At 59.5% G+C, this 14,449-nt stretch carries 15 protein-coding genes; 7 read left to right on the top strand and 8 right to left on the bottom strand.

What is annotated here, in order from left to right:
• Positions 1-97: 97 nt before the first annotated feature.
• The 4 genes from ACSAMW_RS01995 to gntR form a co-directional block, all read right to left on the bottom strand.
• Positions 98-1,096 carry a DUF3618 domain-containing protein gene (locus tag ACSAMW_RS01995; RefSeq protein ID WP_500592421.1) on the bottom strand — a complete coding sequence of 333 codons (999 nt, stop codon included), beginning with the start codon at positions 1,094-1,096 and terminating at the stop codon, positions 98-100.
• Positions 1,093-1,560 (bottom strand): phage holin family protein, encoded by a 468-nt coding sequence (locus ACSAMW_RS01990; RefSeq protein ID WP_500592420.1) that lies wholly within the window; start codon positions 1,558-1,560, stop codon positions 1,093-1,095. The genes ACSAMW_RS01995 and ACSAMW_RS01990 overlap by 4 nt, the downstream gene beginning before the upstream one ends.
• Entirely contained in the window at positions 1,557-2,207 is a 651-nt protein-coding gene (locus ACSAMW_RS01985) for a hypothetical protein (RefSeq protein ID WP_500592419.1), read from the bottom strand. Before ACSAMW_RS01985 ends, ACSAMW_RS01990 begins: the two co-directional genes overlap by 4 nt.
• Before the next feature lie 135 nt (positions 2,208-2,342).
• Positions 2,343-3,359: an HTH-type transcriptional regulator GntR gene (gntR, locus tag ACSAMW_RS01980; protein WP_500592418.1), complete on the bottom strand. Its 1,017-nt coding sequence runs from the start codon at positions 3,357-3,359 to the stop codon at positions 2,343-2,345.
• Between the two features lie 239 nt (positions 3,360-3,598).
• On the opposite strand from gntR, the gene ACSAMW_RS01975 reads away from it, so the two are divergent.
• From ACSAMW_RS01975 to ACSAMW_RS01960, 4 genes are all read left to right on the top strand, one after another.
• Positions 3,599-4,192 (top strand): gluconokinase, encoded by a 594-nt coding sequence (locus ACSAMW_RS01975; RefSeq protein WP_500592417.1) that lies wholly within the window; start codon positions 3,599-3,601, stop codon positions 4,190-4,192.
• 3 nt (positions 4,193-4,195) lie between these two features.
• A complete protein-coding gene (locus ACSAMW_RS01970) occupies positions 4,196-5,548 on the top strand; it encodes a GntP family permease (protein WP_500592416.1) in 1,353 nt (450 codons plus the stop codon).
• A 142-nt stretch (positions 5,549-5,690) separates the two neighbouring features.
• On the top strand, positions 5,691-6,002 hold the full coding sequence (locus ACSAMW_RS01965) for a hypothetical protein (protein ID WP_500592415.1): 312 nt from the start codon (positions 5,691-5,693) through the stop codon (positions 6,000-6,002).
• Positions 6,003-6,014: 12 nt separating this feature from the next.
• Positions 6,015-6,167: a hypothetical protein gene (locus ACSAMW_RS01960; RefSeq protein WP_500592414.1), complete on the top strand. Its 153-nt coding sequence runs from the start codon at positions 6,015-6,017 to the stop codon at positions 6,165-6,167.
• A gap of 122 nt (positions 6,168-6,289) precedes the next feature.
• On the opposite strand, the gene ACSAMW_RS01955 is transcribed toward ACSAMW_RS01960, so the two are convergent.
• From ACSAMW_RS01955 to ACSAMW_RS01945, 3 genes are read right to left on the bottom strand one after another with little or no spacing between them, the layout of a single operon-like run.
• Entirely contained in the window at positions 6,290-7,708 is a 1,419-nt protein-coding gene (locus tag ACSAMW_RS01955) for a short-chain fatty acid transporter (protein ID WP_500592413.1), read from the bottom strand.
• Between the two features lie 57 nt (positions 7,709-7,765).
• Complete coding sequence (locus tag ACSAMW_RS01950; protein WP_500592412.1) at positions 7,766-8,422, bottom strand: CoA transferase subunit B; 657 nt, start codon at positions 8,420-8,422, stop codon at positions 7,766-7,768.
• Positions 8,423-8,447: 25 nt separating this feature from the next.
• Positions 8,448-9,146 carry a CoA transferase subunit A gene (locus tag ACSAMW_RS01945; RefSeq protein ID WP_500592411.1) on the bottom strand — a complete coding sequence of 233 codons (699 nt, stop codon included), beginning with the start codon at positions 9,144-9,146 and terminating at the stop codon, positions 8,448-8,450.
• A 96-nt stretch (positions 9,147-9,242) separates the two neighbouring features.
• Here ACSAMW_RS01945 and ACSAMW_RS01940 point away from each other — a divergent pair, with 96 nt between their 5' ends.
• Positions 9,243-10,127 carry a LysR family transcriptional regulator gene (locus tag ACSAMW_RS01940; RefSeq protein ID WP_500592410.1) on the top strand — a complete coding sequence of 295 codons (885 nt, stop codon included), beginning with the start codon at positions 9,243-9,245 and terminating at the stop codon, positions 10,125-10,127.
• 25 nt (positions 10,128-10,152) lie between these two features.
• Complete coding sequence (locus ACSAMW_RS01935) at positions 10,153-10,974, top strand: aldo/keto reductase (protein WP_500592409.1); 822 nt, start codon at positions 10,153-10,155, stop codon at positions 10,972-10,974.
• A 17-nt stretch (positions 10,975-10,991) separates the two neighbouring features.
• On the opposite strand, the gene ACSAMW_RS01930 is transcribed toward ACSAMW_RS01935, so the two are convergent.
• Positions 10,992-12,158 (bottom strand): PilT/PilU family type 4a pilus ATPase, encoded by a 1,167-nt coding sequence (locus ACSAMW_RS01930; protein WP_500592408.1) that lies wholly within the window; start codon positions 12,156-12,158, stop codon positions 10,992-10,994.
• Between the two features lie 106 nt (positions 12,159-12,264).
• Here ACSAMW_RS01930 and ACSAMW_RS01925 point away from each other — a divergent pair, with 106 nt between their 5' ends.
• The gene (locus tag ACSAMW_RS01925) at positions 12,265-14,415 is read left to right on the top strand and encodes a hybrid sensor histidine kinase/response regulator (RefSeq protein WP_500592407.1); all 2,151 of its coding nucleotides are present in this window, start codon (positions 12,265-12,267) and stop codon (positions 14,413-14,415) included.
• Positions 14,416-14,449 lie beyond the last annotated feature (34 nt).

Raw genomic sequence — 14,449 nt, 5'->3', positions numbered from 1 at the left:
TGCGGCGGTTTTTTGACGGAATTATACTATGGGCCAAAAAAACCCCGGCGCCATTACAGCTACCGGGGTTGAAAACTAGCCTGGGGTCACTTAAGCGTTATCGATTGATGCCCAAACCGTTTGAGAGATCTGTATCGCCAGACCTAGCCAACCCTGCATCAGAGTGCGCCCGGTCAGCGGCAGAGGCAAACGTGGTAGCCTGAGCATTCGGCTGTTGCGGCGCCGAAGGGTCTTTAGCTACGCTATCCTTGTTCGACACCTCAGCTCCAGATTGGCGCACGCTGTCTACAACCGCGTGCGCTTCAGTAGATACGGCCGCTTTGACTTCTTTTGCCTTGGCCTTGGCCTGGTCAGCAAGTTGGTCACTGGTTTTGCCCATCAGGCGATGTTCCTGGCGCGTGACTGGCAACATAGCCCCAAACGCTGCGCCCAGCGCCAGGCCTACGGCTGCCAGTACCAAGGGCTGCTCCTGAAGCAAGTGCTGCAGTTGCCCTTTAGCTTGAGTACCGGCTTCACGGGCTTGCGCAGTGAGGTCTTCGGCATTTCGACCAAGGCGTTCGCTGCCATCAGCCAAGCGGTCGGTGGCACCATCACGCCAGGTTGAAGCTTTGTCCTTGAGCGCAGACGTGTGAGCGGTCACGTTGTCTGTCGCTGCTGAGGCATGAGCCGTCACACTCCCGGCCACGGCAGAGGCTTTAGAACTTACCGTATCAGCCGCGCTGTGGAGGCTGTCTTTGACGCCATCCACGGCCTGCCCCACTTTACTGGCTGCTGCGCTGGCACGGTCCAGCAAGCTTGGGCCTGTGTTGACACGGGCAGGGGCAATGGGGCGGTTCTGGTTCATGGCCAACCAGGCTAGGCTCAAGCCTGCGAGCACCGTAGGAATCGGATTGTTCTTTACGGTAGTGCCCAGGTTCTGAAAAAACTCACCACCATTGCCTTTGGTGTAGGTGAGCGCTTGGTCAAACAACTGGCCAGGGCTCATCTTGCTTTCCAGTGCGTCCACAATGTTACTGATACTGGCGCGCTGCTGGTTGATTTCGTGTTCAAGCGTTTCCGGGCTCTTATGAGACTGCGCTGTGATCGAGGAAGTCATGGCATTTTGCTCCGCAAGGTTTGCTGGTCTTTATCCAATGCATCGAGAGTGCGGTCAGGGCGCAGGTTGGACGCCTCGAATTGCTTCTTGCCGGCTTGGACCATCACTATACCGATCACCACTACAATCCCACCTACGATCAGCGCGGCCGCCCACGGCTGTAGTACGGTGCTCAGGCCATAAACAGCAGCCATAAGCAACACGATAAAACCTGCCAACAGCACGATGGCCCCACCGGCTACGGCGGCGACGCCTGCTTTCAAGGTGGTGATGTTGTGCTCCATCTCCGCCTTCGCAAGCGCTAACTCCTTGCTGAACAGCGCTGGCACCTCATGGGTGAGCTGGCGCAACAGCCCAATCACACTCACGTCCCCTTCCGGCGCATGCACAGTGGTTTCAGCGCGAACCTGGCCAGGCTGGCCCAAGGGTGTACCTGACGGCGTAGCGCGGGTTTCGAGTGTCATACCAAGCCTCCTTTGCTCAATGGGTCAACCGGGGTGTCAAGGGTGGGATAAGCGGCAGCTGCACCTAATGGGTCTGCAGCAGGACGCGGCGATACCGAAGGCTTAGGCGTGTCAGCAGCATGGCCGTTGTTGGGCACAGAGGTTTGGTAAGGATCAGTAGCACCATAAGCTTCCTGCGGCGTAGGCGCGAAAGCACTTAGGCCATTATCCTGATCGGCTTCAGACGATGCACTGGCCCCACTGGACGATGCACGCAAGAAGCGCGACAGCGCAAAGCCCACTGCCACCGTACCCGCAAGGAACAAAGCGGGGTTTTCCCGCGCCACGCGGGCACCTTCTTGTAACAGCTGCTCTGCGCTCTTGTTGCGCATGCGGTCGGCGAAAGCGCCCAAGCTGCTGGCCGCGTCTGCTAAACCTTGTGCCAGGCCTAAGGTGTCATGCCCTTCCATGGCTGAAGCAGCTGACTGCGCACCCTCCACCAATCCTTCGATCTGGTCGGCCGCCATATCCCGATAGTGTTCGTAGTGCTGCGTACCCTGCTCTTTGAGCTCGCCAACTGCCGACCCTGCTTCTTCGCTCAGGTTATGCAGGTGCTCCTGCGCACGGTCCGCGCCCTTCGGCGTCGGTGACTGATCCGGGATGCTCATCAATGTCGCTCCTCAAGATATGGACGATGGGGTGCGCCTTCGCAGTACTGCGAAGCTGCAGTGCCCTACCTTATTGAGGACGCATCAAGGCCAAGCGGAGTTCAGTGGAATCGAGCCCGTGTGACTGACCGGTCGTCAGCTTTCGCGCACGATCAACTCAAAGCCTAAGTCATGGTGACCGGCTAGCGGCGCCTTGCCATCCAATGCATCCAGCAGCAGACAGGCAGCCTGTCGCCCCACGTCAGCCCTGGGCGTACGGATGGACGTTAGCCTTGGGACCATATGTGCGGACGCTGGCAAGTCGTTGAAACCCACTACGGAAACGCGTTCAGGAATGGGCACACCCAATCGCTGCGCTTCAAACAACGCACCTTGTGCAAGGTCGTCATTGCAGAAAAACGCCCCGTCCACGTCGGGGTGGCGCTCCATTAATTGCCTGAACAGGTCGGCCCCCAACGCAATGGAGGATGGCGACGCCGACATCATTTCCAAGGCAGGGTCATACACGCCGGCGGCGTAAAGGACTTTTCTAAAACCATTTGCACGTTGCACCACCCGTGGGTCCAGCTGAGCGGCCACGTAGGCCAGCCGCCGCCGGCCACAATTAAGCAGGTGCTCGGCAGCCGCCGCGCCAGCCTGCTCTTGAGAGAAGCCCACACAGGCCGCTTCAGCATCACCACTAAGCTCCATCATGTGTACACAGGGTACGCCGGCTACCGCCAGTAACCGCCGTATGGCATCCCCTTGATGAACGCCCGTCAACAGCATGCCGCACGGCTGATACGCCAAGTAGTTGCGGATCAGCTTCTCCTCTTCTTGCTCGTTGTAATGGTAATTGCCGATCAGCACTTCAATGCCACGTGGTCGCAACACGTCATGGATGGCCTCAAGCGTGTCGATGAACAAGTGGTTTGAAAGCGAGGGAATCAGCACAACAACCGAATGGCTGCGCGCTGAGGCCAGTGCCCGAGCAGCCGGGTTCGCGACGTACCCCAAGCGCGTCGCCGCCTCCTGTACCCGCGCAACTAGTGCCGGAGCTACCGTAGTCACACCGCGCAGGGCACGGGAAGCCGTGATGGGCGAGACGCCAGACAGGCGAGCGACGGCCTCAAGGGTAGGACGGCCAGTGGTACGAGTGCCGGGACGGGTCATGAAATAGGATTTCCAGGTAGGGCCACGCAAGGACGCGCAGTGTAAGAATTTACGCTTGCCAATTACAGGAATTTGGCTAAGGTAGCGCTGTCTCAGGTGGCAGGCAATGCGCGAACGGCCGTCACCTGTGGTCGAAGCTGTCATGTCGCTTTGGCAATTCCAACAACAAGACTGGGGTGTGGCGTCCACCGGTTTGCGGCCTGCAAACCCAAGACAGCGCTACCCCACTGGAGGTACTGATGGTTTCCCCCCTCAGCGCGCTGGTCGTGATGGGTGTGTCCGGCTGTGGTAAAAGCAGCGTAGGTGCAGCAATCGTCGCCCGCAGCGGCGGCCGCCTTATCGAAGGTGACGCCTTTCACCCGGCAGCCAACATTGAAAAGATGAGCGCTGGCATTCCTTTGGACGACCATGACCGTGCTGGCTGGCTTGAGCGCCTTGGCCAGGAACTGGCGGTATGGGTCGCCAAAGGCGAGCGCCCCGTGCTGACCTGCTCGGCACTTAAGCGGGCCTACCGGGATACCTTGCGCGCCGCCGTCCCCGAACTCGGGTTTGTCTTTCTGGAACTGACGCGCGAAGAAGCGGCTTATCGGGTGTCCCATCGCCCGGGGCACTTCATGCCCGCCAGTTTGATCGACAGCCAGTTTGCTACCCTTCAGTCGCCGACCGGTGAGCCCTGCACGCTAACGGTTGATGCTGCCGAGCCCATTCCAGAACTGGCCGAACAGGTGGAGGGCTGGCTGCGCAAGAGCGGTGCCGCCGACCACAGCCAAAGCGGTTGCAACACGGCGGGAAGCCCCTCCTGCGCCCTTGACAACACCACTACGAGGCCTTGACCCATGTTCGGTTTGCCCCTTGATACCTTTTTGTTGATAGACGCGCTGGTCACCATCGTGGGCTTGATCCTGCTGATCACCAAGCTCAAGGTCCACCCTTTCGTTGCCCTGACGTTGGCAGCAGGCTTTCTTGGGCTGACCTCGGGTATGCCAGTGGCCAAGGTGATGAAGTCCTTCCAGGATGGCTTCGGCGGCGTGCTGGGCTTTGTCGGCATCGTGCTGGCGCTGGGGACCATGCTCGGCAAATTGATGGCGGACTCCGGGGGTGCCGACCAGATTGCGCAAACCCTGATCCGGTGGTTTGGCGTGCGCTATGTGCACTGGGCAATGATGTTCTCGGCCTTTCTAGTGGGCATTCCACTGTTCTTCGAAATCGGCTTTGTGCTGTTGATTCCGTTGGTATTCATTGTAGCGCGTCGCTCAGGCGTTTCTATCGTGAAGGTAGGCATTCCGCTACTGGCTGGCTTATCAGTGGTCCATGGGCTGGTACCACCTCATCCAGGGCCATTGCTGGCCATCGGCGTGTTTGGTGCCGACATTGGCAAGACAATCTTCTACGGCCTGCTGGTGGGCTTGCCCACGGCTATGATCGCCGGCCCTCTGTTCGGCGCATTCATCTCACGTTACGTGCCAGGCAACCCCTCCCAGGAATTGATGGACCAGATCGCCAAGGAATCCTCGGCCCGCGACCTGCCCTCCTTCGCCGTCACGCTGGTGACCGTGCTGCTGCCTGTGTTCCTGATGCTGCTCAAAACGTTCGCCGATGTGGTGTTGCCGGCCGACCATGTCATTCGTGTGTGGATGGACTTGATTGGTCACCCGATTACTGCCCTGCTGGCTGCCTTGTTGCTGGCGTTCTACACCTTTGGCTTCGCTCGTGGCTTCACTCGCCCGCAGGTACTGAAGCTGCTGGATCAGAGCCTGGCGCCCACCGCCGCCATCATCCTGATCGTTGGCGCCGGTGGCGGCTTCAAACAGATGCTAGTCGATACTGGTGTGGGTAACGTCATTGGTCAGATGGCGGTGCATGCACAGATCAATCCGTTACTGCTGGCGTGGCTGGTGGCAGCGGTCATTCGTATTGCCACTGGCTCGGCTACGGTAGCGACGATTACAGGGGCGGGCATTGTGGCGCCTGTGGTCACGCTTATTCCTGACGTCAACCGTGAGTTGCTGGTGCTGGCCACCGGTGCGGGCTCTGTGATTTTGTCCCACGTAAACGATGCCGGCTTCTGGTTGGTCAAGCAGTACTTCAACATGACCGTTGAGGAGACCTTCAAGACCTGGAGCATGATGGAAACGATCCTCTCAGTAGTCGGCATCGTGTTGATCATGCTGCTGTCCACGGTCGTCTGATCCGCTCTAGACAGCCCCCTCTAGCAGGGCTGCAACCTTCTGTACAGGTGCAGCCCTCGCTTTTTTAACCGTTCGTCGTTTTAAGGGCACCTTCGTACCCCTTTCCGCACCTAAGTCATGTGCCCTCACCCTGGAGACGAACATGATGACGAACCGAATCGCTACGCTGGTACTGGCTGTTGCACTGGGTGCAGGCAGCACGCTTGCGTTGGCTGACGCCAGCACAGGGACCACTCACCCAGCGCCTGCTGGCAGCTTGCCTGCTGACAAAGGCGGTGCAACGGGCACAGGCACCGGTGCGATGCCTAACCGCAACACTGATGGTTCTAGTGCCCCTGCTACCCCAAGTAGCAGCACTGATGTGTCTACCCCACAAGCTAGCGACACCAAGCCAATCAATGGCAAAACTGGCATGGGTGGTACAGGGTCTGAAGGTGCCGGTGGCACCAAGTAAGCGGAGGCCTGCATGACTGATACTAAAGCGCCTGAGCAGCCTGACACCGAAGCAGACCCAAGCACGGCCGAAGGCAACCCATTCAGCCCAGACTTCGAGCCTGACTACGACGAAGAGAAACTGATCAAGCCCAAAGATGCGGACATTGATACCGATGGCGGCTAGTGCACGGCGCTAGCATGCTAGCTGTAAAGGCCCCGGCCTGCCCCTACTGCCCTTGCATTGCAAGGGCAGTGTCGTTTCCGGGCGGCCCGTTGCTGGCTTCTGGTTCAGTCGCTTGCCCTTTATTAAGGCATCATGGGGGGCACATACTCCAGCGTACTGCCCAGGGCCCACAGCAACGTCAGCACCAGTGGCGCATGCACCAGCAGTTGCACGAACGAAAACCCAATCAGCTCCCGGGCCCTGAGCCCTAGCACGCCCAGCAACGGCAGCATGTAAAAAGGGTTAATGAGGTTAGGCAACGCCTCGGCGGCGTTGTAGATCTGAACGGCCCACCCTAGGGGGTAGTGCAGGTCGTTGGCGACCTGCATCACATAGGGCGCTTCAATGATCCATTTGCCGCCCCCTGAAGGAATGAAAAAGCCCAGCACTGCTGAGTACACGCCCATCAACAGTGCATAGGTGTCATGGCTAGCCACCTGTACAAAGAACGCAGAAATGTGGTGCGCGACCGTTTGCCCTTCTCCCCCTTTGACCGTGGTCATGATGGCAGCAATGGAGCCGTACAGCGGGAACTGGATAAGCACGCCTGTAGTGGTGGGCACCGCGCGTGCCACGGCATCCAGAAAGCTGCGAGGCCGCCAGTGCAACAGCGCTCCGAGCATGATGAACAGAAAATTGTAGGTGTTGAGCCCGGAAATGGCGGTGATGGCAGGTTTGCTGGAAAACTCGCGCAGCAGCCAGCCCGCTGCCAGTGCAACCAGTATCAGTGTCAGCACAGGGCTGTATTCCAGCCACTCGCCTGGGCGTTCGCGCTTGGGAAGGGCCGGCAGGCTGAAAACAGGGTCGATGCCACAGGCCCGCGCGCCTTTGGCCGTGCCAGGTCCCGGCGCCGTGACATACGCAATAAGCAACGACACCAGCACCAGCGCCAGCAACAATACACCGGACTGCCACAGGAAAATGGTCTGGGTGAACGGGATTACGCCCGTAATTGCGAGAATGGAAGGCGGCAGGCTAGCCGGGTTGGCCTGCAATTGGGCTGCCGAGGATGACAACCCCAATGCCCACACGGCGCCCAAGCCAAGATAGGCGGCGGCGCCTGCAGCGCGATAGTCCATGTGCAGGTCTTCACGCCGTGCCAGGGCGCGTACCAGCAGCCCGCCAAAGACCAGGGACAGCCCCCAGTTAAGCAACGAGGCAACCATCGCGATCAAGGCCACCCAGGCCACGGCGGTACGGCCATTGCTGGGCACGCGCGCCAGCCGTTCGATCAACCGTGCCGCTGGTGGGGAGCTGGCGACTACATAACCGCCAATCACCACAAACGCCATTTGCATGGTGAAGGGAATCAGGCTCCAGAAACCGTCACCGAACGCGGCCGCTGTAGCGGCCGGTGCTCCCCCGATACTGAGGGCGGCGATTGCTACCACAATGACTGCCAACACCGCAAAAACGTAGGCATCGGGGAACCAGCGCTCGGCAATGTGCGAGCAACGCAGGGCAAACCTGGCGAAGAAACTGTCTTGCAAGGTAGGTGGCATTGTACGAAATACCTTTTTTATTGTGGTTTTGGTAAAGCGGCATATCCGTAACTGGGCTCAGAACACCATTTCCGGGACCTCGTTCGGCACAATGAGTTTTCCCGCTGTTTTAGCCACAATCTCTTCCACACTCACGCCAGGGGCACGCTCGCGCAGAATAAAGGCTCCGTCTTCGATTTCTAGCCAAGCCAGGTCCGTCAGCACTTTGCGGATGCACCCTGCCCCTGTCAAAGGAAGGCTGCAGCGAGGTAACAGCTTGGACTCCCCCTCCTTGGAAGCATGGGTCATGGTAACGATGATGTTATCGGCGCCAGCTACCAGGTCCATGGCACCACCCATGCCCTTTACCAATTTGCCGGGGATCATCCAGGAGGCAATATTGCCTTGCACATCCACCTCGAAAGCCCCTAGCACGGTAAGGTCTACATGCCCGCCCCGGATCATTGCAAAGGACGTGGCGGAGTCGAAGATGGAGGCGCCAGTACGCGCCGTCACGGTCTGTTTGCCGGCATTGATCATGTCGGCATCCACTGTCGCCTCGGTGGGAAACTCGCCCATGCCTAGCAAGCCATTTTCAGATTGCAGCATCACGTCCATGCCTTGGGGCACGTAGTTGGCCACCAGCGTAGGAATACCAATGCCCAGGTTCACGTAAAAGCCGTCCTGCAGCTCGCGCGCTACACGCTGCGCCATTTGTTCGCGGGTCAAAGCCATGGTCAACACTCTCCACTCACTGCCGTTAGGCCTTCAAGGTGCGTTTTTCAATACGCTTTTCAAAGGTGCCCTGAATGACCCGGTCCACGAAAATGCCGGGGGTATGAATCTGGCTGGGCTCCAACTGCCCTGGCTCGACGATTTCCTCAACCTCTACGACCGTGATCCGCCCTGCCGTTGCCGCTAATGGGTTGAAGTTCTGTGCGGTGTGGCGGTAAACGACGTTGCCGAAATGATCAGCCTTCCACCCCTTGACGATGGCGAAGTCACCCGTGATGGCCTGTTCGAGAATGTAGTGGCGGCCATTGAATTTACGGACTTCCTTGCCCTCGGCAACGGGCGTCCCGTAGCCGGTGGCGGTATAGAAAGCCGGAATGCCGGCACCTCCCGCGCGCATTTTTTCCGCCAGAGTGCCTTGGGGGGTAAGCTCCACTTCCAGCTCGCCATCAAGCAACTGCCGTTCGAACAGCGCATTCTCGCCCACATAAGACGCAATCATCTTGCGGATCTGCCTGTCCTCCAACAGCACGCCAAGCCCAAACCCATCCACTCCACAGTTGTTGGAAACAACCGTAAGCCCACGGACGCCCAAGTGCTTGATGTGGGCAATCAGGTTTTCCGGGATACCACATAAGCCGAAACCGCCCGCCAACACGGTCATATTGTCGGTCAGCCCGGCGAGGGCCTCCTCGTAGGTGTAAACCCGCTTGTCGAGCCCTGCCATGGGGTTGCCCTTCTTGATGTTATTGGAGCCCTATCTTCCGTCTAGGCAGGCGATTTGTTAATTTTGTTTTCTAGCCGCGATTAATTTGGAAAGCCAATGAATCCCCGCCAGTTGAGGGCCTTCGTGGCCGTTGCGCAAACGCTGAATTTTGCTCAAGCCGGCGAACGGGTTCATTTGTCGCAACCCGCCCTTAGCCTGACCATCAAGGCTCTGGAAGAGCACTTGGGCGGCCCGCTGCTGGTACGCAGCACTCGCCGGGTAAGCCTGACCCCCGAAGGGGAAACGCTGCTACCGCTAGCCCGCCAATTGCTGGCGGACTGGGATAACGCAGAGGAGCTGTTACGCCAGCACTTCACGCTGCAACGTGGCAAGGTATCGGTGGCCGCCATGCCCTCCTTCGCCAGTAACCTGCTACCTACGGCTTTGCAACAGTTCAAGCACCTTCACCCCAGCGTCAATGTAGCCGTGCATGACGTGGTCAATGAGCAGGTCGTGGAAATGGTTCGGCAACGGCGGGTCGAACTGGGCATCGGCTTTGAACCCGAGTCCACCCGCGCGTTGGTGTTCGAACCGTTATTCATGGACCGCTTCGTGGCAGTGGTGCCCAAGGATTCTCCCTTGGCCAGCCTGCCTTGTGTCACATGGGCGCAGTTGCTGGAAGCTGATTTCATCACCTTGCAGCGGCCCTCTGCAGTGCGCCTGCTGCTGGAGGCGGACCTTCGCGAACGCCATGGGCGCCTGACGGTGGCGTTTGAAAGCCACCAGCTTAGTACGGTGGGGCGCATGGTGGCGTGCGGCCTTGGTGTGAGCGCTGTACCGGCACTTTGCGCTCCGCAGATGAGTGCGTCTGGCGCCCAATGCCTTCCTCTGGAGGAACCTCGCATTGAAAGACGAATCGGATTGATGCGACTGGCCGATCATCAGCTCTCCAGCGCAGCGCAGGGGTTGCACGATGTGTTGATGACCACTGCCAAGCCTTAATCACGCCTTTCCAGGAGACCACTTTATGCAGCCTGTGCAGCTTGCTGGCCATGCCCTGCCACCGATAGGCCAGGGTACGTGGCACATGGGCGAAGCCTCTCATCGGCGTCAGGATGAAATTGCCGCCCTTCGCCTGGGCCTTGAGTTGGGCCTGACCGTGATCGATACGGCTGAGATGTACGCCGACGGTGAATCCGAACGGGTCGTGGCGCAGGCTATTCGGGGGGTGACCGACCCATTTTACCTGGTCAGTAAGGTATACCCCCATAACGCTAGCCGCGACGGCGTAGTAAAAGCGTGCGAACGCAGCCTTCAACGCCTAGGTGTTGAGCACCTCGACCTGTACCTGTTGCACTGGCCTGGCCAATACCCCCTTGAAGAAACGTTGGAGGGGTTCGAGCGGCTGCGTAATGCGGGCAAGATCGCCGCGTGGGGACTGTCCAACTTCGATGTACCCGACCTCCAAAGTGTAGCGCTAAACGGGTGTGCGACTCAGCAGGTGCTCTACAACCCAGAAGCCCGTGGTGTCGAATTCGACCTTTTACCTTGGGCCGAGCAGCAAGGGATGCCGGTGATGGCTTACTGCCCCCTCGGGCAAGGGGGCCGGTTTCTGGACCACCCTGCCTTGCAGCGGATCGCCGCGCGGCTAACCGTCACGCCCGCAGAAGTGTGCCTGGCTTGGGTCATACGCAGTGGTCACGTGATGGCGATTCCCAAAGCGGTTGACCCTGTTCACGTTCGCTTGAACGCGCGAGCGGCCCAGTTGACGCTCGTGCCAGAAGACTTGGCAGAACTGGATGCAGCCTTTCCCCCGCCCGGGCGCAAGCAGCGCCTGAGAATGGTGTAGATCAGGCCAGTGCGTTGTCATGCCCCATCAATGTCGTCACTGTCCTCGACCAGGCCCCAGTCACGGTGGCGCGGCCTGGCGGCGGGCTGCGGCGCTGCCGGCGCACTGGTTCTCTCGCCTGGGCTATCAGCATGGAGCTTAAGCCGCAAACGCAGGTTGTTGGCTGAATCAGCGTTACTGAGCGCCTCCTCCTCACTGATTGCACCTTCGATCACCAGGTCGAACAAGGCCATGTCAAAGGTTCGCATGCCCAGGTTCACGGACTTCTCCATGATGCCCTTGAGCTCCAGGAATTCGCCCCGGTGGATCAGGTCACGAATAGTCGGCGAACCGAGCATGACCTCAACGGCCGCACGGCGCTTGCCGTCTACGGTCTTGACAAGCCGCTGGGAGACGAATGCCTGCAGGTTGTTGCCCAGGTCCTGGAGCAATTGCGCCCTGCGGTCTTCGGGAAAAAAGTTGATGATCCTGTCCAGCGCCTGGTTGGCATTGTTGGCGTGCAGCGTGGAAATGGCCAGGTGCCCGGTGTCGGCGAAGGCCAGCGCATGCTCCATGGTTTCCCGGTCCCGAATCTCTCCGATGAGAATGACATCGGGGGCCTGGCGCAGCGTATTTTTCAAGGCCGCCCGGAAGCTGCGTGTATCAACGCCCACTTCACGCTGGTTAACGATGCACTTCTTGTGGCGATGGATATACTCCACGGGGTCTTCAATCGTAATAATGTGGCCGCTGCTGCTACGATTGCGATGGTCGATCAACGCTGCAAGGGATGTGGACTTGCCGGAGCCCGTAGCGCCAATGAACAGCACCAGGCCATGTTTGCGTAGGATCACATCCAGTAGCACCGGTGGAAGCTTCAAGTCATCGAATAATGGAATATCCAACTTGATGTTGCGGGCTACCAACGACACTTCGTTGCGCTGCTTGAAGATGTTGATCCTGAAGCGCCCCACGCCTGCCAGTGACAGCGCCAGGTTCATTTCCAGCTCACGCTCGAAGTCCGCCTGTTGTTCGGCATCCATGATGCTAGCGGCAACCTGCGCAACCTCGCCAGGCTTCAGGGCTTCAGTTGTCAAAGGGCGTAACACGCCATTGAATTTCGCACAGGGTGGCGCACCCGTGGACAGGTACAGGTCGGAGCCATCCTGGGTAGCCAGGAGTTTTAGCAGGGCTGAAAGATCCATGGGTGATAGTCGCCTGTAATACAGTGGGAACAGAAAGCGCAATTGCGTGTAGCTTGGCCGGTAATGGCCCAGCGGCGCAAATCGAATGGTACGTAAAGGTAGGCCGATGACAGTGAATCCTTTAGCCGCAGCGCTTGCCAGCGGAGCCAGTGACGGCAGCGCCGACAATGCCTCCAGGGCAACGGCCGTGTGGCCGCCTGCGTTGCGCATGGCCATAGACATTGCCCTGGCCGCCCCGGTGCCCACGGCCGTGCTGTGCGGCAACCAATGCAATGCACTTGCCAATGCCTCCTTCTGGGAGGCGCTAGGCTTGCCGCCAAGCAACCAGGGGCAGGCGCTGCTAGAGCGCTGCCCCAACTTGATAGGGCGCCTGAGGGCAGCCCTACAGGCAGTTGAACGAGATGAACACGCGGTAGTCAACGACCTTGGCACCTCTTCAGGCCTTGTATTGCGCGTGAATACCCAGGCCACCGCGCACCTTTCGCCTCTGCGGGACGACGCCGGTAGCATAGTGGGCGCGCTCTGCAGCCTGCTGGTGACACCAAAGCTGCCCATGGCCGACACAGTGATGGAAGCTCGCCTCGCCGACCAGCAGCGCGCCACGCGCGCTTCCGAGGAGCGTTTGCGACTAGCCCTGGATGCCACCCACGCCGTCGGCACCTGGGACTGGTACATCCGCGAAGACCGCTTCATTGCTGATGCCCACTTTGCCAACATGCATAACGTGGACCCTTCCCCGGCAGGCCAGCGCCCTATTGGCGATTACCTGACGGCGGTACACCCTGAGGACCGAACGTTCGTAGCACGACAGATAAAAGTGTGTGTACACGGTACAGGCGAGTTCGCCGAGGAATACCGCCTGCTCCAGCCAGGCGGGCACTGGCGCTGGGTGTTCGCTCGGGGCCGTTGCTTCCGCGATGATCATGGCCGGCCTGAGCGACTCATCGGTGCCTCCATAGACATCACCGAGCGCAAACTGGCAGAGCAGGCGTTGCGCGAGCTCAATGAAACATTGGAACAACGCGTGGCGGAGCGTACCCGAGCGCTGGCCGACGCCAACCGTCGCCTGCTTGCCGAGGCGCAGGAGCGCGAACGGGCAGAAGAATTACTCCGCCATGCCCAGAAAATGGAAGCTGTAGGGCAATTGACCGGCGGTATCGCGCACGATTTCAATAACATGCTCACAGGCATCATGGGCAGCCTGGACCTGATGAACCGCTACATTGCCAAGGGACGAAGCAGCGAGATCGGCCGATTTGCCGATGCAGCCCTGTCTTCGGCCCAGCGTGCTGCAGCCCTTACCCATCGTTTACTGGCGTTTTCCCGCCGCCAGTCACTGGACCGGCAACACGTGGACCTCAATGCGCTAGTGCACTCCCTTGAGGACCTGCTGGCCCGTACCACCGGTGAACATATCGAACTGCGCCTGGCGCTCGACGCCCAGGCGTGGGCTGTGCATACCGACCCCAACCAGCTGGAAAGCGCGTTGCTGAACCTTGTTATCAATGCCAGGGATGCCATGCCCGACGGCGGGCGCCTGGTTATTGCCACCGAAAACAGAGGATTCGATGCGCCTCGGGAAAACTTCCCCATGGAGGCTATGCGACCAGGCCAGTATGTAACGTTGTGCGTAAGAGATACCGGCAGCGGGATGTCAGCCTCTACCCGCGCCAAGGCATTCGACCCCTTCTTTACGACTAAACCTACAGGGCAAGGGACCGGCTTGGGCCTGTCAATGATCTATGGGTTTGCGCAGCAAAGTGGCGGGCACGTGAGTTTGCAGAGTGAGCCGGGTGTTGGTACTGAAGTGTGCCTGTACCTTCCTCGTTATCTGGAGCCTCTGGCGTTACCGGTCGCCCCCGAAGCCGAAGCTCAGGCCCCTTTGGCCCAGGACGGTGAAAGCGTGCTGGTGGTTGAAGACGATCCCGCTGTGCGCATGCTGATTCTCAATGTGCTGGACGAGTTGGGCTATCGAGGCCATCCAGCCGCCGACGCCGATGTGGCCATCCCGCTGCTGGACTCAGCCTTGCGCATTGACTTGCTGGTCACCGATGTAGGGCTCCCCGGCGTCAACGGCCGACAGCTTGCAGAGATTGCCCGACGCCGCCGGCCCGGCCTAAAGGTGCTGTTCATGACGGGGTATATCGATAAGGCGGCTGACCGGGATGCCTACTTGGAAGAAGGCATGGACATCTTGGGCAAGCCCTTTACGCTGGAAACCCTGGCCAGCAAGTTGCGTTCAATGATTGGGGAGTGATCTTGGGCCGACCACAGGTTTGGCCTTCACAAAG

This window comes from Pseudomonas sp. AB39(2026) (genome assembly GCF_059831485.1).
Note: the sequence above shows the minus strand (reverse complement) of the source record. Positions and strands in the feature narration are given on the sequence as shown.